Origin of the sequence: uncultured Ruminococcus sp. (genome assembly GCF_934476685.1) — a bacterium.
In the GTDB taxonomy this organism is placed as follows: domain Bacteria; phylum Bacillota; class Clostridia; order Oscillospirales; family Ruminococcaceae; genus Hominimerdicola.
The window spans coordinates 243,040-265,945 of the sequence record NZ_CAKSNX010000002.1; the positions used below are offsets into that span (position 1 = coordinate 243,040).

Here is a 22,906-nt window from a genome sequence, read left to right on the forward strand (position 1 = left end):
ATTAACATATAAAAAGATCCCCGATTCTGTTGAACGAGGATCTTTTTATTATTCAGTTTTAAGTTAGTTTATTGATCGTTGCCTGCACCGACAGTAGATGAGTCTTTTTCATCAGCCTTTATGCTGTCCTGTGTGCTTTCTTCGGACTTTTCGTCGGTGTCATATTTTATCGGCTCAGTTTCAAGTCCCGGATCATTTGACTCTTCACATCTCTGAGTGATATCATCAACTATACGCTTGAATACCACAAAGCTCTTATCGTAATTCTCCTGTGACTCTTCAAGTGAAAGATCCATAGTCTTTGCGGGATATCTGATTGACATATGCACATCGTTCGGCATATATTCATACTTTAGTTCGTCTGCCATTACTCTTGAATTAAAGCTGAATCCAAGCTCGTCAATATATTTGTTTCCTGGGAAATCTTCGCCAAGCGTAGGATCCATAAGGTTTTTATATTCCTCATCCGTGTTGGAATCGGTTATAACTATCATAGCGTCGCCTGCCTGCAGTTGAGCAAAAAACTTTGAAGAGTTTGCGTTTGCTGTCTGATAATCGCTGTTAGGACTGAGCGGCACACTTATTACTGAAACGTGGACGTATCCGTTATCATCGGTATCGTCTGTGTACTTTTCAAAAAACTCTTCCAGCTCTTTGTCACGCTGTGCAAGTCCGTTGTCAGCTATCATCAATATAGTCAGGTCGGGACGTTCTCTCTTTATTTCGCTGTAAGTTATAAAGATCACCACAGCTGCAATAAATGACATGAATATTATCATGTATTTGTAATGATACCAGAAATTTGATATCCAAGCCATACCTTTGAGCTTTGTTTTTTCTTCATGCTCCTCTTTGATAGTGGACTGAGATTCATCAATAACGCCGTTTTTCAGCTGAAGCAGTTCCAGCCTTTCCTGAGCGATACGCTTTTCACGTTCCTTCTCACGCTGACGTTCAAGCTTCTTTTCATTTTCAGCCTGCTCTCTGAGCTTTTCCTCTTCAGCAAGTCGGCGAGAACGCTCTTCCTCAGCAAGCTTTTTTTCGTATTCATAATCGTCATCAGGAATAAGATTCTGATTTTCGATATTATTTTTATCGGACATATCCAAGACCTTTCAATGCAAAAATGTTTAAGGCAAATCCGCTATGTGTGCCTCGTGCGGTGTTGCCTTTATATTTATGGGTATAATATATTATGATTAGATAGTATACATCACATATATTAACTCCGTATTAACAAATAAAAAGCTATATTTTTATACAGAATGACTATATACTTTTGTGGATACATTATGTATAATGAATTAAAGAATATATCAGGAGATGATAAAATGCTTGAAAACGTAAAACAGAAAAAGACTAAAAAATCAGATGTTCAGCAGACTATCGAGGCGCTGCGCTGTGAGCTTTCCGAACTTGAAAATGTTATCAAGGAAAGAAAGCTGCCTGTCATAATCACCTTTGACGGCTGGTCATGTTCAGGCAAAGGTTCTCAGATAGCCAAACTCATTAAATACCTTGATCCGAGATTTTTCAGAGTGGTATCTTTCCGTGCGCCCAGTGCGTCTGAAAAGAGAAAACCGTGGATGACAAGGTACTGGGAGGCTCTGCCTAAAAAAGGAGAACTTCTCTTTCTGGACAGGAGCTGGTATCGTGACACTGTAAATGCATATATGCTCGGTGAGATAGATAAGCACCAATGCAAACAGAGGATAGCCGATATAAAAACCTTTGAACGTCAGCTTACAGACGACGGCTGTCTTATAATAAAATTCTTCCTGCATATCACAAAGAGCGAGCAGGAAGAAAGGCTTGAAAAGCTTGCTGATTCCAGCATAACCTCATGGAGAGTTGAAAAGTCAGACAGTTTTAATCACGATCACTATGACAAATATCTAAAGCATTATGATAAAATGATATCCGAAACCAATACCGCCAATGCAGTATGGCATATCATTCCTGCAAATGATAAAACGACTGCACAGCTGACTGTGCTTGATACAGTTGTTAATGCCATAAAGTGCGCCTGTGCAGCGGCGGAGAAAAATGCTCCTTATTATGAAAAATCCGAACTTCCTCTGTCAGATAATATCCCACAAAAATTCAAAACGGAAAGCACTCAGAAACTTGCTGAGATAGATATGGATAAGTCAATAGATGATGAAACCTATGAAAAGCAGCTGAAAAAATGGCAGGATAAGCTTTTTGAACTGCAGAATATCTGCTATCAGAAAAAGATACCTGTTATCGTAGCTTACGAGGGTTGGGACGCAGGCGGCAAGGGCGGAAATATCAAAAGGCTTGCCTCTGCACTTGATCCGAGAGGTTATGAAGTCCACCCCATAGCTGCACCCGAACCGTCTGAGCTTGCAAGACATTATCTGTGGCGCTTCTGGACAAGGCTTGAAAATGACGGTCACTTTACTATCTTTGACAGAACGTGGTACGGCAGAGTAATGGTAGAGCCTATCGAAAAGATAACTCCGCAGAAACGTGCCGATATGGCTTATCAGGAGATAAACGAGTTTGAAAAACAGCTAAGCGATTGGGGCGCTGTAATAGTCAAGTTCTGGATAAACATTGATAAAGATGAGCAGTACCGCAGATTTAAGGAGCGTGAGAATACTCCGTCCAAACGCTGGAAGATAACCGATGAGGATTGGCGTAACAGAGAAAAATGGGACGAGTATGAAAAGGCAGTAGACCGAATGATAGAAAAGACCTCTACCGAATTTGCACCGTGGACTGTTATAGAGGGCAACGATAAGAAATATGCCCGCATCAAGGCACTTAAAACGATCGCAAAAAGTATTTCAAAGAAACTTGAAGAACAAGCAAAATAAGCATAAAAAATCCGCTGACTTAACTGACAGCGGATTTTTCTGTATCTTCTGTATCTGATAAAATTATTTCTTTGAAATAAGTGCAAGTGTATCTCTTGCGATAAGAAGTTCTTCATTTGTTGGGATAACGTAAACCTTTGTCTTGGAATCGTCAGTTGAGATCTCCTTGCAGATACCTCTGCAAAGATTCTTTTCAGCGTCGATAGAAATTCCGAGAACATCAAGATTTGAGCAGGCAGCAGCTCTTACTTCAGGAGCATTTTCACCGATACCGCCTGTGAAGATAACAGCGTCAACACCGTTCATTGCAGCTGCATATGAGCCGATGAACTTCTTGATCTGATAAGCGAAGATCTCGCTTACGATGAGTGCTCTCTCATTTCCGTCCTGTGCAGCAGCCTGAATATCTCTGTTGTCAGAACCGATTCCTGAAAGTCCGAGGAAGCCTGACTTCTTGTTCATGTATTCTGTCATCTGGTCAGGAGTAAATCCCATTTTCTTCTCAACGTAGTCAACAGCAGAAGGGTCAACTGAACCGCATCTTGTACCCATTACCAGACCGTCAAGAGGAGTAAATCCCATTGATGTATCAACAGACTTGCCGCCGTTGATAGCTGTGATAGAAGAACCGTTGCCGAGGTGGCATGAAACTATCTTAAGTTCTTCAATAGGCTTGCCCATGATCTTTGCAAGCTCGCCTGAAACATATCTGTGTGATGTGCCATGGAAACCGTACTTTCTTACATGGAGATCGGTATAGCACTCATATGGAAGACCATAGAGATAAGCCTTTCTAGGCATTGTTGAATGGAAAGCTGTATCGAATACAACAGCCTGTGGAGTACCCTCTGGAAGTACAGCCTTGCAAGCTCTGAGAGCCAGTGCGTGTGGGTGGTTATGTACAGGAGCAAGTTCTGCGAGATTGTCGATATCGTCGATGACCTGATCTGTAACGAGGCAGGTCTCCTTGAATTCCTCAGCGCCCTGCACTATTCTGTGACCTACTGCGGAGATCTCAGACATAGAGTCGATCACCTTTGTTTCACCTGTTGTAAGGACCTCAACGAGCTTTTCAAAAGCCTCTGTGTGAGTAGGGAAGTTGCAGTCAGCCTCAAGGTGTCTGCCGTCGCCTGTCTTAGCGCTTACATGACCGTCTACGCCGATACGGTCGCAGTTACCCTTTGCGATAACGGACTCGTCCGTCATATCGAGGAGCTGATACTTAAGTGAAGATGAACCTGCGTTTACTACTAAAATTTTCATTGGAAATTATCTCCTTCCGAAAAAGATTGTGGTATAATGGACTTGACTTTAAGTCCATAATATCATATACTAATAGTATATCAGTATTTTAAAGAAATTTCAAGTGCGTTTGACTTAAATATACATATTGCACAATTTTATAGTGAATGTTTTTATCTTTCGTAATATTTTAACTTATATTCAGGGAGGCATATATGCTGACAGCAGGCATTGTGGCTGAGTACAATCCTTTTCATAACGGTCATAAATATCAGATAATGCAGACAAGAAAAGCAGGGGCAACTCATATCGTTTCGGTGATGAGCGGCTGTTCTGTTCAGCGTGGCGATATAGCTGTTTTCAATAAGTATTACAGAGCGCAGAAAGCGGTGGAAAACGGAGCTGATCTTGTTATAGAGCTGCCTGCGCCTTATTCATGCTCAAACGGGGAAGTCTTTGCCAGAGCGGCAGTTCAGCTCCTTGCAGGACTGGGCGAGGGGACTGTGGATATGATATCTTTCGGCTGTGAGAATGAGGATATAAGTCAGCTTGAACAGGCTGCAAAACTTTCAGCTGAACTTGAAGAGTCTGATGAAGTAAAAAAACTGCTTTCAGCGGGAGCGTCATATCCTCTTGCAGTTGCAAAAGCTGCGGAAAAGGCAGGCTTGGGGGAGATCTTTTCAAAGCCGAATAATGTGCTTGCGGTAGAGTATATAAAAGCCGTTAACGATCTTGCGGAGTGGATAAAACCGAACTGTGTAAAAAGATCAGGCAGCGACCATGACAGCCATACAGCTGAAAATTCAATGGCCAGTGCGTCTTATATAAGAAGTCTGCTATGCAATTCAGAAAATGCGGGCGGATTTATGCCTTATGTTCCTGAAAGTACGGTCTATGATATCCGCTGTGCTGACAGGATATTTCTATATAAGATACTTACAGCCGACAGAGATGAGCTTTCTCTGCTGCCCGATATGAACGAAAATATGATAAACCGATTTATGGCTGTCCGTGAGAATTGCACCTCTGCGGCTGATTTCTGTCAGAAATTCAAGAGCCGTAATATTACAATGGCAAGGGTAAGAAGAATGTTGTTACACCTTGTTCTCGGTGTGAGGTGCGAAGATATAAAGCCTGTGCCTTACGGCAGGATATTGGCGTTTAATAAAAGAGGAACAGAAATACTTTCAAAAGCGTCCAACAGAACGCTGACCTATGATACATCTCTCAGCAGACTTGAAAATCTGTCTGAGCATAGCCGCAGGATATGTTCGCTGGAGCTTAAAGCGTCTGCATTGCAGCAAATGTGCATCAATAGCCAAAATACAGAACGCATAAATGATTATAAGAAAAAAATAAAAATAATAGGATAATGGAGGCATTGAAATGAAGTTTATGAGCCGTGCTGCTGCATTTACAACAGCCTTGTTAGTGTGTATGTCCTCAGTGTATGCTGTGGATATAGGGGAAAATGCTGAGCCTAAAACTCTGGATATCTCTTTTTCACAGGGAAATATGAGCTATTCTATTGAGCAGGCTGAAAAACCCTTGAAAGAAATGCGCCTGTCGGAAGAAAATACAGGTGCGGATAATTCTCAGACTGATGAATCTGAGCTACCCTCAGCATTTGATCTCAGAAACAGCAATACTGTAACGCCTGTAAAAAATCAGCAGTCAACACAGTCCTGCTGGGCATTTTCAGCTATCGCTTGTGCAGAGCAAAACCTTGTTTCACAGGGACTTGCCAACAGCACTGTTGACCTTTCTGAATCTGCACTGACATGGTTCGGTCAGAATACAGCCATAGGCAGCAATGAGGGAACAAAGGTCGATGATCCGTATCAGAACGGCGGTAACTGGATAACGGCTGCCCTTGCAATGTCGAGATTTTCAGGTGTTGAGTATGAGGACGATGCACCTTTCCTTGACGGAACGGCAGAGAATGCAAAACTGTCTGACCGGCAGCGTGATGTGTGTGAATATCATCTGAGATCGGCTCAGAACATTCCTAAAGAAAATACAGCAGATATAAAAGCTGCGGTAATGAATAACGGCGGAGTATCGGTATCGTATTTTACCAATGAAAAATATTTTTCTGCCGATAATGAAAGCTATTACTGCCCAAACAGCAGTATGATAAATCATTCTGTCACTATCATAGGCTGGGACGATGATTACAGCAGAGAGAATTTCTCAGAGGATAACCGCCCCGAAAATAACGGCGCATGGCTCGTCAAAGGCTCATGGGGAGGATTTTCACAGGACGGCTGCTACTACATCTCTTATGAAGAGCCTGAAATGAAATATTTCTGCACCTATGAAATGGAAGAGAACAGCAATGCCGACAATGTTTATACATATACGAACGGCACTAATATGGTGCTTGCCTATGCTGAAAATTCTATAACAGGTGCAAATGTGTTCACAGCAGAAAAGGAAGAAACACTGTCCGAAGTATCGTTCTTTCTTATGAACACCAAAGGCGAAAATGTTGACTATAAGATATCTGTTTACAGATCGCCAAACAGCTCCGCCCCTCAGAGCGGAGAGAGAATATCACAAATGAGCGGCAGTGTATGCCGTGACGGATTTTACACCGTTAAAACCGAAAATGATCCGAAACTTAAAGCAGGAGAAAAATTTTCTGTCGTGCTGACCCTTGAATACAGCGGAACATACAGCTATATTCTCTGCGAGGGCGGCGGTACATCGCAAAGCGGCAGCGGAGAAAGCTTTGTTTCCACAGGCGGAAAGTGGTACGACTGCAAAACTTCGGGATATAATAACATTTATATAAATGCCTATACTTCCGATGTATCTGAACCAGATAAGGACGGCTTGAAAGAACTTGCCGACTCATATTCCGAAACCGCAGGAATGGCTAAGAGCAGAAATAAAGCGCTTAAAACAGCCGCAAATAAAAATGCCTCTGTGTCAGATGTAAGAAACAGCCGTCTGCTTTTAAATTCAGCAGCAGAGAAAAAAGAAAGTCGTAAAACCATTTCCACAGCGGAAGAATGGAACGAATTTGCCGAAAGCGTTGCAGAGGGCAATACATATAAAGGGAAAATAGTATATCTTGAAAATGATATAGATTTTACTGATTGTGATTTTGTTCCTGCCGGCAGTGATGACAATGCGTTTGAAGGATATTTTGACGGAAACGGATATATGCTCAGCTCCATAGAATGTGTAAATACTGACGGCACAGCAAGCGTTTTTCCGCTTATAACAAGTAATTCAGTTGTAAGCGACCTTACTGTTAAAGACAGTTTTTTTACAGGAAAAAATGTCGGTGCAATAGTCGGAAAAGCAGAGGATTCCTATATTTTACACTGTGGATTTAATGGAAATATCACTGCAGAAGAGCAAAGCGGTCTTATTGCGGCTCAGCTTATAAACTCCACAGCAGACAGCTGTTACGGCAATTCAAAATCTGACGACAGCGAAGAAAAATTGTTCGGCTTGGCTGAAAATTCCTTTGTGTCAAATTCGTATGCTGATGATACAAAGGAAACCGCATATATGCTGAATACTGTTGGCGGAGAGCAATATGACAGTGGAGATTGGTGCTTTGACGAGATACCAAAGGCTGCAAATTACGGCAAAGAGCCTGTTCATAAGATAACTTTCAATGTAAATGACGATATTTATTTGTCTTATTCAGACTCACAGGGCAAGGCAGAATTTCCGCAGGTAAAAGCGGATGACGGATATAAGTTCCGCTGGTATCTTGATGATGAGCAGATAAGCGAAAATAATATTTTCACCGCCGATACAACAGTAACCGCAAAGGCTGTAAAGGCTGAAAGCTTTACAATAACATATAAGCTCAACGGTGGTGTCAACAGCGAAGATAACCCTGTTGAAGTAAACGAGGGTGATACAGTTGAACTTGCCGCTCCCGAAAGAGAGGGTTATGTATTTGCAGGCTGGTATGCTGACAGCGAATTTACTTCTGAACCAATAGAGGTACTTTCCGATATATCGCAGGATAACGTGCTTTATGCAAAGTGGGAAAAGCAGACTTTTACAGTAACATACCTTGATAATTTCGGAAATACTGTAAAAACTCAGACCGTAAATTACGGCGAAAATGCCGAAGAACCTGCCGCACCATATGTCAAAGGACTTAAGTTCGACCATTGGGAGGGCAGCTCTGAGAATATTACTGAGGACACTGTAATATCTGCCGTTTATAATGTAGTGTCAGTTGACCTTTCTGAATGTACAGTCGATAATTTTGAAGAATGTACCTATGACGGTACAGCCAAAACGCAGGAAAACCTTGAGGTTTCATACGGCTCTGCAAAACTTAAAGCAGGGGAGCATTACAGCATATCCTATGTAAATAATGTTTCAGCAGGAACAGCCTATGCTGTCATAAAAGGAACGGGCAGCTGCAAGGGTGTAAAGACAGTAACATTCAAGATAGAGCCTAAAACTGCCGAAAATGTGAAGCTTGGCTATGTCAACACAAGATACTTTACAGGCAGCGAGATACGTCCGTCTTTAGATGTATATATGGACGGCAAAAAAATGACTTACAGCAAGGATTATTATTTCACTTATACTGACAACATCAACGCAGGCGTAGGTCATATAAATGTAAACTTCAAAGGAAATTATAAGGGGACTGTTGTCAAGGATTTCAACATTCTCCCGAAAAGATCAGATGAGCTTACATATTCCGAAATGGGCAGCTATGTATATGAGGGCAAGACAATAGAAGTTCTGCCTGATATATATAATGGTGATGTCAGAGTTCAGGAGGGTACTGACTTTGATGTTGAGTATATCAACAATGACTATACGGGACTTGCCATAGCAAAAATAACCTTCAAGGGGAATTACAGTGGAATAAGACTTGCTTACTACACTATTTATCCGCAAAGACCGGAGGATCTTAAAGTTGAAAAGATCGGCAACAGTTCGCTGACCGTATCATGGAATGAGATCGACGGCGCATTCGGATACCGCATCGAGTACAGCGATAATGAAAATTTCCGAAACAGCAGATATAAGACTGTTGTCGGAAAAGATAAAACATCATATACATTGAGCGGGCTTAACATGGGCAGTACATATTATGTCCGTCTGACAGCCTATACTCAGATAAACGAACGTATAAAGGCTTTTGGAAAAGCGTCAGAAGCCGTTGTTGCAGAACTTTAAAAGTTTATTGAAGTAAATCAATTACTTTAATATTCATAATAAAGCTATTGGCAAAATTGATTATATGTGTTATAATATTAAAAGCAATACTTAGATCAGAAAGGCTGGTATAGATTTATGAGAGCTGTTGTTACAGTTATTGGTAAGGATACAGTAGGTATCCTCGCAAAGGTAAGCACAAAGTGCGCTGAATTTAATGCAAACGTTGAGGAAGTTACTCAGTCAATACTTCAGGAGCTTTTTGCTATGATAATGGTAGTTGATATATCTAAGCTCAATTCGGATTTTGCATCTTTGTCTGATGCTCTTACCGAGCTTGGCGACAGTATGGGCGTTAAGATCCATACAATGCATGAGGATATATTCAACTGTATGCACCATATTTAATGAGAGGACTTCTGACAGATGATAAATACATATGACGTACTTGAAACCATTCGTATGATTCAGGACGAATGTCTTGATATCCGTACAATAACAATGGGTATCTCGCTCCTTGACTGTATCGACAGCGATATAGATAAGGCTTGCGAAAAGGTATATAACAAGATCACAACAAAGGCTGCACGTCTTGTCGAAGTAGGTGAGCAGATCGAAAAGGAACTTGGCATACCGATCATTAACAAGAGAATTTCCGTTACACCTATCGCTATAATCTCTGCTGCCTGCAAATGTTCACCTGTGAAATTTGCACACGCAATGGACGATGCTGCAAAGGCTGTTGGCGTAAACCTTATCGGAGGATATTCCGCACTTGTGCCTAAGGGATTTTCTGACGGAGATATCGAGCTTATAAAGTCTATCCCACAGGCTCTTGCAGAAACCGAAAGAGTATGTTCTTCCGTAAATATCGGTTCAACTAAAACTGGCATCAACCTCGACGCTGTAAAAATGATGGGCGGCATTATCAAAGAATGTGCTGAAAAGACCATTGATTCTGCTTGTTTCGGTGCAGCAAAGCTCGTTGTATTCTGTAATGCAGTTGAGGATAACCCGTTTATGGCAGGTGCTTTCCACGGTGTTGGCGAACCTGAGTGCATGATAAATGTCGGCGTATCAGGTCCTGGAGTTGTAAGAGCAGCTCTTGCAAAGTATCCTGACGCTGATATCACTAAGATCTCTGACGTTATCAAGGATATCTCATTCAAGATAACAAGAGTAGGTCAGCTTGTAGGAACTATCGCTTCTGAAAGGCTCGGCGTACCATTCGGTATCGTTGACCTTTCACTTGCTCCGACTCCTGCTGTCGGCGACTCTGTTGCACATATCCTTGAGGAGATCGGACTTGAAAAGTGCGGTACTCACGGAACTACCGCTACACTTGCTCTCCTTAATGACGCAGTTAAGAAGGGCGGAGTAATGGCTTGCTCAAGAATAGGCGGACTTTCAGGCGCATTTATCCCTGTTTCTGAGGACGCAGGAATGATAGACGCTGCAAAGAGCGGTACGCTCTGTATCGAAAAGCTTGAAGCTATGACAGCTGTATGCTCAGTTGGTCTTGATATGATCGTTGTTCCTGGTGATACTCCTGCCGATACACTTTCAGCTATCATCGCTGACGAGGCTGCTATCGGTATGGTAAACTGCAAGACAACGGCAGTAAGAGTTATCCCTGCTATCGGCAAGGAAGTCGGTGAAGAACTTGACTGGGGCGGACTTTTCGGCTGCGGACCTGTAATGCCGCTTAAGAAAGAATCTGCAAGCAAATTCATCAATCGTGGCGGACAGATCCCTGCACCGCTGCATTCACTTAAAAACTGATATCACATTTTCACAGGGGAGGAACATATTCGTTTCTCCCCGATTTTTTAGAATTGAGGAATCATATGAAGCTTAATATTTATGCGGACTTTACATATAAGATATCCTTTGAGGAAAGACTGCTGCTGATAAAGAACAGCGGCTTTGACGGAATCATGCTGGGATTCTCCGAAGGATTGAAATATACTCAGTATGAAACTGCCGATAAATTCGGACTGGAGATTGAAAATGTTCATTCTCCATTTGACAGAATGAATGCACTGTGGAATATCTGTGATGTAAGTGAGTATATTCTCGACCGTACTCTTGAATGTATAGACATATGCGGGAAAAATGGTATCAGAAAAATGGTCATACACCCCACAGACGGTATAAAGCCTTTTGAACCCACAAAATTTGGTTTTGTGAACTTTAGTAAGCTTGTCGATCATGCTGAGAAAAGGGGAGTGGATCTTCTTTTTGAAAATATACAAATGCCGCAGTTCCTTGATACCATATTCAATGAGTTCGGTGAGAGCGAGCGTGTGAGATTTTGCTATGATATAGGTCACGAAAATTGTTTCTCAAAAGGCACAGACTGCCTGAGCAAATTTTCTGACAAACTGAGCGGACTTCATATCCACGATAATGACGGCTTGACCGACGGACATCTTATACCCTATGACGGAAATATAGATTATAGTGCGTTTCTCCATAAGCTTGCAGCTGTGGATTACAGCGGAGCAATGTCGCTGGAGCTGTATATGGGAAAATCAAATCTGTATGATGAAACCACATATGAAACCTTTGTCAGCGAGGCTGCAAAAGCAGGCAGATTTTTAACTCAGCAGTATGAACTTATAAAAAAAGAGGTGTAATGCTATGAACAGACTGATTATGGATATGCATACCCACAGCAGCTTTTCCCCCGATGCTGCGGACAGCGCTGAACTTATGTATAAACGTGCAAGTGAGATAGGCTTGTCTTACTATGCCTTGACGGATCACTGCGACTGCAACTTCTGGTATCCTGTGGAGCATTATAAAAGGGATAATATACCTCAGGACGATATGATGATGTACGGCAGCGGAAAATATTCCATTGATAGCATTACTGAGCAGAAAAGGCTCAAAGAACATCTTAAAAGCAAACTTAACGGTGTGAAAATAATCATCGGCATAGAGCTTGGTCAGCCTTTGCAGGATATAGAAAATGCCGAAACTATTGCCTCTGACAAGGATCTGGATTTTATAATCGGTTCTCATCATCAGAACAGAGGAGAAAATGATTTTTACTACCTTAAATATGACTCTATGACTAAAGCTGAGATATACAAACTCCTTGATGACTATTTTGAACAAATGCTTGAAATGTGCAAATGGGGAAAGTTTGATGTTCTCGGTCATCTTACCTATCCGCTGAGATATATCTGCGGCGAATATGGAATAGATATAGACCTCTCTTCATATGATGAAATCATAAGAGAAATATTCAAGACTATCATCAATAACGTCAAGGGAATTGAGATAAACACTTCCGGCTTAAGACAAAAATACGGAAAGACCTTCCCTGATGAAAAATATGTCCGCCTGTATAAAGAACTTGGCGGCGAGATAATCACTGTGGGTTCAGATGCGCACTGCGTAAAAGACCTCGGAAAAGGTATCTCAGAAGGTATAGAGCTTGCTGAAACTGCGGGCTTTAAATATCTTGCCTGCTTTGAAAAGCATAAGCCTGAATTTATAAAAATATAACAGCAAGCCGTTCGGAGGATATATCCGAGCGGCTTTTTACAGCTTTTGCTTAGACTAAAGCTGTGACTTTATTCTGTTGAGCGCACTTTTTTCAAGTCTTGATACTTGCGCCTGCGAAATGCCTATCTGCTTGGCAACTTCCACCTGCGTCCTGCCTTGAAAAAAGCGCAGGTAAAGTATATTTTTCTCTCTCGGCAGAAGATTGCTTATGGCTTCTTTAACTGTAAGCTCGTCCAGCCAGCTTTTGTCATCATCATTATCTCCCACCTGATCGAGAATGTATAATGCGTCCCCGGCGTCAGAGTAAACAGGTTCGTAAAGGGAAACAGGGTCCGTTACCGATTCGATAGCTGTAACAACATCAGCACGTTTTTCACCAATGATCTCTGCTATCTGATCTACTGTGGGTTCGCATTGATGCTGACAGATATATGCCTCCTTAGCCTGCATAGCCTTGTACGCAAGATCACGGAGAGAGCGGCTTACACGCATAGGGCGGTAATCACGCAGAAATCTTTTCACCTCTCCCGATATCATTGGCACAGCATAGGTCGAAAATTTTACATCTAATGATGTGTCAAAATTGTCTATCGCCTTGATAAGACCGATAACTCCCACCTGAAAAAGATCGTCGGGGGAGTCGCTCCGCCCTGTGAATTTCTGAAGTACGCTGAGGACTAATCTCAGATTGCAGTTTATAAGTTCTTCTCTTGCTGCCCTGTCTCCACTGTGAGCCTTTTTAAGCAGTTCGATCTTTTCCGATTCCTTGATAGTTTTCAGATCATTGGTATTTATGCCGCTGATCTCTACTTTATTATATTGCATATCAACACCTGCACAATTAACTTTTTTTAGTGCGTCATATCTTTTCTGTCGGTTTGATTTGTTTAATATAATTATTGCCTGCCATATCTCATAGTATGCAGAAAAAATTCTGGTATCATATTCCACATAACTTAAAAATGCAAATTAATGGATAATGGCGCAATGTTCGACATTTATTAAATTACTTTAAACCGCCGAATATAAAACAGTAAACTAAAAAAGTATTAGCTGTTAATAATCGGATAAATCATTGATAATCCGGTTTGAATTTGCTATAATCAAATTATAAGTATAGTAAAACATATCCAAGGAGCGAGAATAATGTTCTCAGAATATACTATCCTGATCGCTCAGGATTATGACGGACAGTACAGAAATCTGGAAAATCAGCTTATAGATTTCGGATTTCTGGTTTCTTTGTGCAAAAACAAAACTGTTGATATACAGGTAGATATCATGCATCTGAAACCGTCGATCGTTGTGTTTGACGGCAATAAGCTTGGTGTTTCCGAGGTGCGGAAAATCGTAAGTGACGTTCGTGGCGAAAAACATTTTCCGATATTGTACAATATATATACATACGAGGATAATGAGGTGATCGAGCAGCTGACCGGAATAGGCGTTGACATAAGTGTTCCGTCACCGTATAATTGTTCGACCATTGCCTGCCATATGAAATATCTCTGCGAGAATGCCCCGCTTGACGCAGCAGGCTTTAAAACAGTAGTCCGTTCGGAAATATATGAAATACTTAAAGAATTCAGACTGTTTTCTTCACGCAGCGGCTGTTCATATATTATAGATTCTGTAATGTATCTTCTGTTTGAACGCAGCAGAAGGGTAAATATGCAGGGCGTAGTCTATCCCCATACCGCAGAGCATTACGGTGTGACCGCTGCAAGAGTTGAAAGAAGCATAAGGCTTGCCATACAAAGTATGTGGAAGAATGCTCCCGACTATGTGAGAAAGAAGTATTTTCCCGAATGCTTTGCAATGGATAAAAAGCCAACAAATTCTGAGTTTATATTGAACATATCAGACTGCCTCTATATAAAATATCGAGAGTATTTTGATAAATATTACAGAGAAAACGGTAATTAGACAAGCTGCAATGGGAATATGATATCATAAGCGGTATCTCCGCAAAATTATTTGATTTGCAGGTGATTTGTTATGATATGCAGCTTTTCCAGTCTGAGAAATAAAGAGATAGTCAATATCAAAACAGGACTTAAGATCGGATATGCCGATGATATAGAACTGGATACATCGAACAGCAACGTAGTTTCCATAATCGTATACGGCAGATCAAGGGCTTTCGGCATAATGGGCAGAGATGAGGATATAGTTATAAAGTGCAGTAATATAAGTCTTATAGGCGAGGATACTATTCTTGTGAACTTTGATGATGCAAAATGCACAAAAAATATAAGCTGTAAGATCGACGATTTGTTAAAATAAATTTCTGTAAGCTCTTGAAATATCGGTGAAAGTATGATATAATATTAAAGCAATTCGCACGGACGGCTTTTGCTGTTGGTCCCTGATAAAGTTCAGGGTGAAAGCAAGTCAAGACGTCCGGAGGATAAGTAAACCGCATAAGCGGAAATAAAACCAAACAGGAGGTTACTACAATGGGAGTAGTATCAATGAAGCAGCTTCTTGAAGCTGGCGTACACTTTGGTCACCAGACAAGAAGATGGAACCCGAAAATGGCACCATACATTTTCACAGAAAGAAACGGAATTTACATCATCGATCTTCAGAAGACAGTTAAGAAGCTTGAAGAAGCTTATATGTTCATTCGTGAAGTATCAGCTAACGGCGGCGAAGTTCTCTTCGTAGGTACAAAGAAGCAGGCTGGCGATTCTGTTAAGGAAGAAGCCCTCAGAGCTAATGCACACTATGTAAACGCTAGATGGCTCGGCGGTATGATGACAAACTTCAAGACTATCGAACAGAGAATAAAGAGACTTGAGCAGCTCCACGCTATGGAAGAGGACGGCACATTCGACCTTCTCCCTAAGAAGGAAGTTACAAAGCTCAAGCTTGAAATTGAAAAGCTCGAGAAGTTCCTCGGCGGTATCAAGAACATGAAGAAGCTCCCTGGCGCACTTTTTGTTGTTGACCCAAGAAAGGAAAAGATCGCAGTAGCTGAGGCTAAGAAGCTCGGTATCCCAGTTGTAGCTATCGTAGATACAAACTGTGATCCTGACGATGTTGACTATGTTATCCCTGGTAACGACGACGCTATCAGAGCAGTAAAGCTCATCGCTGGCTGCATGGCTAACGCAATCATCGAAGGCAGACAGGGCGAAGACGCTGAGGCTTCCGCTGAAGAAGCAGAAAAGGTTGAAGAGACCGAAGAAACTGCTGAGTAATAAGAACTTTTCAAGGCAGGCAATTAAAAATATTTGTCTGCCTTATCTTGATTAAGTATACGATTTGGAGGAATATAAAATGGGTAAGGTATCCGTACAGGAAATTAAGGAACTTATGACAGCTACCGGCGTTGGTATGATGGACTGCAAGAAGGCTCTTGTAGAGGCTGACGGCGATATGGATAAGGCTATTGAAACACTCAGAGAAAAGGGACTCGCTACTCAGGCTAAGAAGAGCGGCAGAGCTGCTGCTGAGGGTATGGTAGCTGCTGTTGTAAACGGCGAAGTTGGCGTACTCGTTGAAGTAAACACAGAAACAGACTTTGCAGCTAACACAGATGACTTCAAGTCATTCGTTTCAGCTGTTGCTAATACGATCATCGAGGCTGATCCAGCTGATGTTGACGCTCTTAAGGCAACAAAGATCAGCGGCGGTTCAGCTACTGTTGACGAGGCTCTTACAGAACTCGCAGGCATGAAGATCAGAGAGAACATCGTTATCCGTCGTTTCGTAAGACTCGAAGGAAAGCTTGCTTCATACGTTCATAACGGCGGAAGCATCGGCGTACTCGTTAAGATGGATACAGACCTTGCTGCTGACGCTGTTGCAGCTATCGGTAAGGACGTAGCTATGCAGTCTGCTGCTCTTAACCCAGCATATCTTGATCGTTCACAGGTTCCTGCTGAGGTTCTTGAGAAGGAGAAGGAGATCATGCTCGCTCAGATGTCAGAAGATCCTAAGATGGCTAACAAGCCTGAGCAGGTAAAGGCTAAGATCGTTGAGGGTAAGGTTGGAAAGTACTATAAGGAAAACTGCCTCCTCGAGCAGGCATTCGTTAAGGATGATAAGCTTTCAGTTCAGGGTTATGTTGACGCAGAGGCTAAGAAGCTTGGCGGCACTATCACGATCGCTGACGTTGTACGTTTTGAGCGTGGCGAAGGCATTGAGAAGAAGGAAGACAATTTCGCTGACGAGATCGCTTCAATGATCAAGTAATTTTTGCAATATTTAAGCGGCAGGTGTAAAAGCCTGCCGCTTTTTTCTATATGGAAAGCAAAATGTCTTTAGGCAAGTATGCTGCCTGCGCACCGTCTTTGAGAAGAAGTATCTGCCCTGCGTAAGCAGAACTGAAAATATCTCTCGGCGGAATGACGAAAATGTCCTTGCCCTGTTCAAGAGCGTGTGAAACTGTGTTTAACGCACCGCTGTGTCGTGATGCCTGTATAACTAAAACTGCTTCTGATAAGGCGGATATCATTCGGTTGCGTATTTTAAAATATTCGGGTTTAGGAGGGGATAGCGGCGGAAATTCCGAGATAACAGCTCCGTTTGCTGAAATAATTTCTTTTAGTTCTCCCTTGCCGTGAGGATAATCAAAATCTATGCCGCAGCCAAGTACAGCAACAGTTTTTCCACCGTTTTCAACGGCAGCATGGTGGGCGGCTGTATCTATACCGTTTGCAAATCCGCTTATGACAGATATGCCTTGCTTTGCAAATTCAGCAGAAAAATGTTCAGCCACTTTTAATGAGTATGAGTCAGCTTTTCTTGCACCAACTATTGAGATGCCTTTTACTGCGGGAATTTTTCCTTTGCAGAAAATGACTATTGGCGGACAGCTTATTTCAGCGAGCTGATGCGGAAAATCCTCGCTGCCCAGTGAAATAATATCTATCCCGTTCTGATAACAGTAGTCCGCAAGCTCATATGCATAATGCATTCTGAAATTTTCCGCACGTTCACGAATAAAAGGCGGAAGATCATATGTCTTGTCTTTCAGAACTTTTTCAAGCAGTTCATCACTACTTTCATAATGACAGTATAACTCATGAAAATAACTGCTTGCAGGAGGAAAGATCATAGCAAGCGCCAGCATAGCAATGTCAATTCTTTTTGGCATTTTTCATCACCGCCTTATGCGTTTTAGTTTTCTTTTATTGTATCATATTTTTTTATGAAATACAACTAATTTTTTGCACCGCTTTGTTAAAATCAAGTAATGCTATTGCAAATCAAGCGGCTCTATGATATAATTATTGTGAAGTAAATTATTAATATTTGAATATGGAGGCTTGAACAAATGATTAGAACTACCGATCTTAGCGGCGAATGGAAATTGTTCCTTGACAAGGAGTACAATGACGTTATACCTGCTTTTAATGATACCATAGATCTTCCTAATACAACTTCAAATGCTAAAAAAGGAGAGTATAATGACAAAAGGGAAGAGGGTTTTCTTACCGATACTTATCTTTTTGAAGGTTATGCATGGTTTTCTAAAAGCTATGATTTTTCAGCACATACAAGTGAAAACTGCAAATATTTGAAGCTTTTCTTAGAAAGAACAAGGATCACTCAGCTTTATATTGACGGAAAAAAGATCGGCAGACAGGAAAGCCTTTGCTCGCCTCATATATATGACCTTTCCGACTATATCGGCAGCGGAGTTCATGAGATCACTGTCTGCGTTGCAAATGTCGGCTATAAAACAAAGGGCGGTCATCTTACCTCGCCTGATACTCAGACAAACTGGAACGGTATAACAGGCAGGATCGAAATGATCGAGTATGCTCAGGCGTACTGCGAAAATATAATGATCTATGCAGATGTTGAGAAAAAGACTTTCAATGTCAAGGCTGATGTTGTGGGCGCAGAAAACGGTATGGTTACTATCAGCGCTGAAAGCTTTAACAGCGATACAGTACATACACCCGAAACTCAGACATTTGCTTTCAGCGGCGGAAAGATAAACGCTGTTTATAAAATGGGCAAAGATTGCCTGCTTTGGAGCGAACATACCCCTGCACTTTATAAGCTGAAACTCGATGTGAACGGCGACAGCGAAACTGTTATCGCAGGTATGCGTGAGTTCAAGACAGACGGCTGTAAGTTCCTTATAAACGGAAAGAAAACTTTCCTCAGAGGAAAGCATGACGGTATGATCTTCCCGAAAACATCTTTCGCTCCATGTACAGTTGATGAGTGGCTGAGAGTGATGAAGATATCAAAGTCATTCGGTATGAACCATTACAGATTCCATACCTGCTGTCCTCCTGAGGCTGCATTTATCGCTGCGGATATGCTGGGTATCTATATGGAACCGCAGTTGCCTTTCTGGGGAACTATCTATGTTGAGGGCGAAGAAGGCTATAACAAAGAAGAACTTGACTTTCTCACCTCTGAGGGCTTTGCTATCCTTAAAGCGTTCGGCAACCACCCTTCGTTCTGCATGATGTCAATGGGCAACGAGCTTTGGGGTTCAAAGGAAACGCTTAACGATATTATCGGCGGTTATAAGGCTTTCGATAACAGACATCTGTATACACAGGGTTCAAATAACTTCCAGTGGTTCCCGAATGTTATTGAAAATGATGATTTCTTTGTTGGCGTAAGACTTGCTAAGGACAGACTTATAAGAGGTTCTTATGCAATGTGTGACGCTCCTCTCGGTCATATACAGACAGACAAGCCTGCCGCAGATCACGATTATGACAGCATAATCAGACCTGTTAAAAAGGCTCAGTCTGCAGAATGTGCGGCTGACGGCACAGTTCAGATACAGTACGGCACTACAATGAAAACTGTTAAAGCCAGCGAGGCTGACGCAGACTTTATCCCTAATGTACCGATAGTTACCCATGAGATCGGTCAGTACGAAACATATCCTGATTTCAGAGAAATTGAAAAATACACAGGCTCACTCAAAGCAAGAAACTTTGAAGTTTTCAGAGAAAGACTTGACGCAAAGGGACTTCTTCCGCTTGCACAGGATTATTTTGAGTGTTCAGGAAAGCTTGCAAGAGCCTGCTATAAAGAGGAAATGGAGGCTGTTTTCCGTTCACGTCTGCTAGGCGGTTTCCAGATACTCGATATTCAGGATTTCAGCGGTCAGGGTACTGCTCTTGTCGGTATGCTCGACGCATTTATGGATAATAAGGGTATCATTACTGATAAAGAATGGCGTGAGTTCTGCAATGATATAGTTCTTCTCGGAAGATTCGATAAGTATACCTATACCCTCGGCGAGAATTTCAAGGCGCATATTGAAGCTGTAAATTACAGCGATAAGAGCATAAACGACTCTGTTCTCGAATGGTCTGTTTCCTATGCGGACGGCGAAGTTATCGACAGCGGAAAGGCTGAGATATCAGAAAAAGCTGATGAGAACTATACCGATATCTGCGATATCAGCGTAAAACTCCCTGCTGCTGCGAAGTCAAATAAGCTTGTGTTTAAGATCGCACTTAGCGGCACTGAGATATGCAATACCTATGAACTGGAGCTTATACCTGATGTGAAGAGCGTTGAGCTTAACGGCGCATATATCTTTGAAAGCGTTAATGACGAGGCTGAAAAGCTCCTTAAGGACGGCAAAACTGTTCTTATCGTTCCTGATCTCAGCAAGCTTGAAAATTCTATCGAGGGATTCTACTGTCAGGATTTCTGGTGCTATCATATGTTTGCGATAATTTCAAGAATGATGGAAAAGCCTGAGCCTGTGGGTACAATGGGACTTCTCATTGACAATAAGCACCCTGCTCTTGCAGAGTTCCCAAGTGAAAAATATTCTACCCCTGTATGGTGGGATATCGTTCAGAATTCACGTTCTGAAATACTTGACGACAATGCCGAGGGCAAAAATGTCATCGTCCGTACTATCGACAACTTTGAAAGAAACCATAATCTTGCCCTGCTTTATGAGTATGAAAAGGACGGAGGAAAGGTCGTTGTGTGCAACTGTGACTTTGAAGCTCTTTCCAAAACTGCCGAGGGCAGACTGTTCATAAAGTCGGTTGTGGATTATGTCAAAAAATAAAAGAATATAAATTACGAATTGTTGTCTTGCACAAAACTTAGCTGCGTATTTTGTGTGCTGTAACAAAAGTACATGGTGTGGCCAGCTAAAATATGTACTTTACTAAAAAAATATGTTATAATTATTTTATATCCAAGCTGAAAAGGGTGAATTGATTATGGCAGAAGCAAAAAAAGTAAGAGTATATAAATATAAAAATATTGCCGCAGCACTTGCCGCAGTTCTGCTGATATGCGTTGCTTTATCCACGCACGGAAACGTTACGTCAGCGTCAGATAAAACTGTTAAAAACGATACTTCGTCATCTGTTGCAGATAAAAGATCTGATAAGAAAAATGACAGTACCGCAGACAAGAGCGTAAAAAAACTTACCGGCAATTATAAATATGATGAACTGAAAAACGGTACGGCTCTGAACAGCGGCAGACTTCTGCTGGTAGATTCAGACCACCCGTTTACAGGTGAAGCGTCAGATCAGGACGGTGTGTACGGATATCTTTTTGATACCGCTCAAAATCAGATAATGTATGCCTCCAGCACACTTATAAACGGCGACAGACAGACTCTTGAAAGCTTTAATAAGCTGGGCGTTGATTTCAGTTCAAGTACAGGACTTAAAACACTTATGGTATCCCAGCTGATACCACAGTCCGATGATGATTCCTCAAAGTATGATGAAGCGTACACAGGCACTTGTATTGACCTTATGATATACGATACAGCCGCAGGAACTTTTTCAAATTTCAATACTGAGGGAGATTACAGCTGGATAAAGGATAACTGCAGCAAATATGGTTTTATTATGCGCAGCGGCAGCAGGTTAAGATATGTTGGAAAACCTTATGCCGAATATATGAAGAACAATGATCTGTCATTTGAAGATTTTCTTGAAAAGGTAAAGGATTATTCTTTTGAATCACCGCTGTTCTTTACTGCTGATGATGAAACGAACTATGCTGTGTATTATACAAAGGCGGCGCTTGAAAGCACTACATCTAAAGTGCCAGTGCCTCTGCGTGATGATAATACCGAGTATCACTATGATATTTCGGGCAATAATTATGACGGCTATGTTGTTAGCGTAGATCTGTCTGATGAAACACCTGTGAATAATACTCAGGCGGCAGATCAGACCGAAAGCTCTCAGCAGGAAACCGCCTGATATTTCAGATGAAATGTGAGGAAAGTATTATGTTGAAGGAAACTATTGAACTTAAAGTTGATTATGAAAAGGCAGGCGTTTCGTCCGAAGGTTGCAAGCCTGTTCTTGACTGCTATTACAGCACTCTTACTGAAGAGATAGGCAGAAAAAAGCACCGTGCAATGATAATCTGTCCGGGCGGCGGATATGATTACTGCTCAGAGCGTGAGGCTGAACCTATCGCATTCCGCTTTATTGCGTACGGAATAAGCTGCTTTGTGCTGAGATATACCTGTCAGAGAATGTTCCCGACAGACGCTCTTGAATGTGCGGCTGCTATAAAGTATGTGAGAGATAATGCTGAAAAATTTGATATAGACCCTGATAAAATTATTGTCGCAGGCTTTTCAGCAGGCGGACATCTTGCCGCTACTGTTTCAAATCTGTGGCAGAGCGAGATACTCACAAAACCTCTCGGCTGTAAGCCTGAGGACATAAAGGTCAACGGTTCACTGCTCAGCTATGCCGTTCTTACGTCAGATCCTGAGTATACACACGAGGGTTCGATACTCAATCTTATCGGCGAAAAGCGTGACCCAGAACTGAGAAAGTTCCTTGCTATGGAAGACAGAGTATCAGAGTCAACACCGCCGACTTTCCTATGGCATTGTGCTGATGACGGCTGTGTAAGAGTGGAAAATTCACTTTTCTATATGACTTCGCTTTCAAAAAATCATATACCGTTTGAGGCTCATATCTATGAGCATGGCGGACATGGACTTGCACTTTGCGATGATACCACCGCAACATGGGAGGGTCATTATCAGCCTGTTGCAGCTAAGTGGGTAGATTCCGCAATAGCTTGGGTACTCAGACTGTAAGGATAATACGGCTGTATAAATTGAATATGTTTTCAGAATGCATATCAAAGCTTGATAGTTTTGATGTGCATTTTTATTAAAATCGAACCATAGCGCAGTGTTTTGC

18 protein-coding genes are annotated in these 22,906 nt (G+C 41.8%); 14 read left to right on the forward strand and 4 right to left on the reverse strand.

The annotated features are described in order from the left end of the window. Positions 1 to 68: 68 nt before the first annotated feature. The gene (locus Q0E19_RS03645; RefSeq protein WP_294407583.1) at positions 69 to 1,103 is read right to left on the reverse strand and encodes a hypothetical protein; all 1,035 of its coding nucleotides are present in this window, start codon (positions 1,101 to 1,103) and stop codon (positions 69 to 71) included. Positions 1,104 to 1,331: 228 nt separating this feature from the next. Here Q0E19_RS03645 and pap point away from each other — a divergent pair, with 228 nt between their 5' ends. Further along, complete coding sequence (gene pap / locus Q0E19_RS03650; RefSeq protein ID WP_294407584.1) at positions 1,332 to 2,843, forward strand: polyphosphate:AMP phosphotransferase; 1,512 nt, start codon at positions 1,332 to 1,334, stop codon at positions 2,841 to 2,843. A 63-nt stretch (positions 2,844 to 2,906) separates the two neighbouring features. On the opposite strand, the gene Q0E19_RS03655 is transcribed toward pap, so the two are convergent. Beyond that, complete coding sequence (locus tag Q0E19_RS03655) at positions 2,907 to 4,106, reverse strand: acetate kinase (protein ID WP_294407586.1); 1,200 nt, start codon at positions 4,104 to 4,106, stop codon at positions 2,907 to 2,909. Positions 4,107 to 4,300: 194 nt separating this feature from the next. Between Q0E19_RS03655 and Q0E19_RS03660 the strand changes: the two genes are divergently transcribed. The 6 genes from Q0E19_RS03660 (at position 4,301) to Q0E19_RS03685 (ending at position 12,755) form a co-directional block, all read left to right on the forward strand. Beyond that, on the forward strand, positions 4,301 to 5,458 hold the full coding sequence (locus tag Q0E19_RS03660) for a nucleotidyltransferase family protein (protein WP_294407588.1): 1,158 nt from the start codon (positions 4,301 to 4,303) through the stop codon (positions 5,456 to 5,458). 13 nt (positions 5,459 to 5,471) lie between these two features. Then, on the forward strand, positions 5,472 to 9,260 hold the full coding sequence (locus tag Q0E19_RS03665; protein ID WP_294407590.1) for a lectin like domain-containing protein: 3,789 nt from the start codon (positions 5,472 to 5,474) through the stop codon (positions 9,258 to 9,260). Positions 9,261 to 9,377: 117 nt separating this feature from the next. Beyond that, positions 9,378 to 9,647 carry an ACT domain-containing protein gene (locus tag Q0E19_RS03670; RefSeq protein ID WP_294407594.1) on the forward strand — a complete coding sequence of 90 codons (270 nt, stop codon included), beginning with the start codon at positions 9,378 to 9,380 and terminating at the stop codon, positions 9,645 to 9,647. A gap of 18 nt (positions 9,648 to 9,665) precedes the next feature. Beyond that, positions 9,666 to 11,021 (forward strand): PFL family protein, encoded by a 1,356-nt coding sequence (locus Q0E19_RS03675; RefSeq protein ID WP_294407597.1) that lies wholly within the window; start codon positions 9,666 to 9,668, stop codon positions 11,019 to 11,021. A gap of 65 nt (positions 11,022 to 11,086) precedes the next feature. Continuing rightward, positions 11,087 to 11,878 carry a sugar phosphate isomerase/epimerase gene (locus Q0E19_RS03680; RefSeq protein WP_294407600.1) on the forward strand — a complete coding sequence of 264 codons (792 nt, stop codon included), beginning with the start codon at positions 11,087 to 11,089 and terminating at the stop codon, positions 11,876 to 11,878. Between the two features lie 4 nt (positions 11,879 to 11,882). Continuing rightward, a complete protein-coding gene (locus tag Q0E19_RS03685; RefSeq protein WP_294407602.1) occupies positions 11,883 to 12,755 on the forward strand; it encodes a histidinol-phosphatase HisJ family protein in 873 nt (290 codons plus the stop codon). Positions 12,756 to 12,809: 54 nt separating this feature from the next. Here the strand turns inward: Q0E19_RS03685 and Q0E19_RS03690 are convergent, their stop codons facing one another. Next, a complete protein-coding gene (locus Q0E19_RS03690) occupies positions 12,810 to 13,580 on the reverse strand; it encodes a SigB/SigF/SigG family RNA polymerase sigma factor (protein WP_294407605.1) in 771 nt (256 codons plus the stop codon). 321 nt (positions 13,581 to 13,901) lie between these two features. On the opposite strand from Q0E19_RS03690, the gene Q0E19_RS03695 reads away from it, so the two are divergent. The 4 genes from Q0E19_RS03695 to tsf all read left to right on the forward strand — a co-directional run bounded on the left by Q0E19_RS03695 (position 13,902) and on the right by tsf (position 16,958). Further along, the gene (locus Q0E19_RS03695) at positions 13,902 to 14,681 is read left to right on the forward strand and encodes a sporulation initiation factor Spo0A C-terminal domain-containing protein (protein WP_294407606.1); all 780 of its coding nucleotides are present in this window, start codon (positions 13,902 to 13,904) and stop codon (positions 14,679 to 14,681) included. 72 nt (positions 14,682 to 14,753) lie between these two features. Continuing rightward, a complete protein-coding gene (locus Q0E19_RS03700) occupies positions 14,754 to 15,041 on the forward strand; it encodes a YlmC/YmxH family sporulation protein (RefSeq protein ID WP_294407610.1) in 288 nt (95 codons plus the stop codon). Positions 15,042 to 15,214: 173 nt separating this feature from the next. Next, positions 15,215 to 15,961 carry a 30S ribosomal protein S2 gene (gene rpsB, locus Q0E19_RS03705; RefSeq protein ID WP_294407612.1) on the forward strand — a complete coding sequence of 249 codons (747 nt, stop codon included), beginning with the start codon at positions 15,215 to 15,217 and terminating at the stop codon, positions 15,959 to 15,961. A 79-nt stretch (positions 15,962 to 16,040) separates the two neighbouring features. Continuing rightward, on the forward strand, positions 16,041 to 16,958 hold the full coding sequence (gene tsf / locus Q0E19_RS03710; protein WP_294407615.1) for a translation elongation factor Ts: 918 nt from the start codon (positions 16,041 to 16,043) through the stop codon (positions 16,956 to 16,958). Positions 16,959 to 17,004: 46 nt separating this feature from the next. Here tsf and dprA read toward each other — a convergent pair whose 3' ends face one another. Continuing rightward, on the reverse strand, positions 17,005 to 17,862 hold the full coding sequence (gene dprA / locus Q0E19_RS03715) for a DNA-processing protein DprA (RefSeq protein WP_294407617.1): 858 nt from the start codon (positions 17,860 to 17,862) through the stop codon (positions 17,005 to 17,007). A 180-nt stretch (positions 17,863 to 18,042) separates the two neighbouring features. Between dprA and Q0E19_RS03720 the strand changes: the two genes are divergently transcribed. From Q0E19_RS03720 to Q0E19_RS03730, 3 genes are all read left to right on the forward strand, one after another. Next, positions 18,043 to 20,778, forward strand: a complete 2,736-nt coding sequence (locus tag Q0E19_RS03720) for a beta-glucuronidase (RefSeq protein WP_294407618.1) — start codon at positions 18,043 to 18,045, stop codon at positions 20,776 to 20,778. A 157-nt stretch (positions 20,779 to 20,935) separates the two neighbouring features. Beyond that, positions 20,936 to 21,940: a hypothetical protein gene (locus Q0E19_RS03725; RefSeq protein ID WP_294407619.1), complete on the forward strand. Its 1,005-nt coding sequence runs from the start codon at positions 20,936 to 20,938 to the stop codon at positions 21,938 to 21,940. A 29-nt stretch (positions 21,941 to 21,969) separates the two neighbouring features. Further along, positions 21,970 to 22,800 carry an alpha/beta hydrolase gene (locus Q0E19_RS03730; protein WP_294407620.1) on the forward strand — a complete coding sequence of 277 codons (831 nt, stop codon included), beginning with the start codon at positions 21,970 to 21,972 and terminating at the stop codon, positions 22,798 to 22,800. Positions 22,801 to 22,906 lie beyond the last annotated feature (106 nt).

Coding starts and splice junctions, on each gene's coding strand:
- Q0E19_RS03645 (WP_294407583.1), bottom strand. CDS start 1,103: ATGTCCGATAAAAATAATATCGAAAATCAGAATCTTATTCCTGATGAC.
- pap (WP_294407584.1), top strand. CDS start 1,332: ATGCTTGAAAACGTAAAACAGAAAAAGACTAAAAAATCAGATGTTCAG.
- Q0E19_RS03655 (WP_294407586.1), bottom strand. CDS start 4,106: ATGAAAATTTTAGTAGTAAACGCAGGTTCATCTTCACTTAAGTATCAG.
- Q0E19_RS03660 (WP_294407588.1), top strand. CDS start 4,301: ATGCTGACAGCAGGCATTGTGGCTGAGTACAATCCTTTTCATAACGGT.
- Q0E19_RS03665 (WP_294407590.1), top strand. CDS start 5,472: ATGAAGTTTATGAGCCGTGCTGCTGCATTTACAACAGCCTTGTTAGTG.
- Q0E19_RS03670 (WP_294407594.1), top strand. CDS start 9,378: ATGAGAGCTGTTGTTACAGTTATTGGTAAGGATACAGTAGGTATCCTC.
- Q0E19_RS03675 (WP_294407597.1), top strand. CDS start 9,666: ATGATAAATACATATGACGTACTTGAAACCATTCGTATGATTCAGGAC.
- Q0E19_RS03680 (WP_294407600.1), top strand. CDS start 11,087: ATGAAGCTTAATATTTATGCGGACTTTACATATAAGATATCCTTTGAG.
- Q0E19_RS03685 (WP_294407602.1), top strand. CDS start 11,883: ATGAACAGACTGATTATGGATATGCATACCCACAGCAGCTTTTCCCCC.
- Q0E19_RS03690 (WP_294407605.1), bottom strand. CDS start 13,580: ATGCAATATAATAAAGTAGAGATCAGCGGCATAAATACCAATGATCTG.
- Q0E19_RS03695 (WP_294407606.1), top strand. CDS start 13,902: ATGTTCTCAGAATATACTATCCTGATCGCTCAGGATTATGACGGACAG.
- Q0E19_RS03700 (WP_294407610.1), top strand. CDS start 14,754: ATGATATGCAGCTTTTCCAGTCTGAGAAATAAAGAGATAGTCAATATC.
- rpsB (WP_294407612.1), top strand. CDS start 15,215: ATGGGAGTAGTATCAATGAAGCAGCTTCTTGAAGCTGGCGTACACTTT.
- tsf (WP_294407615.1), top strand. CDS start 16,041: ATGGGTAAGGTATCCGTACAGGAAATTAAGGAACTTATGACAGCTACC.
- dprA (WP_294407617.1), bottom strand. CDS start 17,862: ATGCCAAAAAGAATTGACATTGCTATGCTGGCGCTTGCTATGATCTTT.
- Q0E19_RS03720 (WP_294407618.1), top strand. CDS start 18,043: ATGATTAGAACTACCGATCTTAGCGGCGAATGGAAATTGTTCCTTGAC.
- Q0E19_RS03725 (WP_294407619.1), top strand. CDS start 20,936: ATGGCAGAAGCAAAAAAAGTAAGAGTATATAAATATAAAAATATTGCC.
- Q0E19_RS03730 (WP_294407620.1), top strand. CDS start 21,970: ATGTTGAAGGAAACTATTGAACTTAAAGTTGATTATGAAAAGGCAGGC.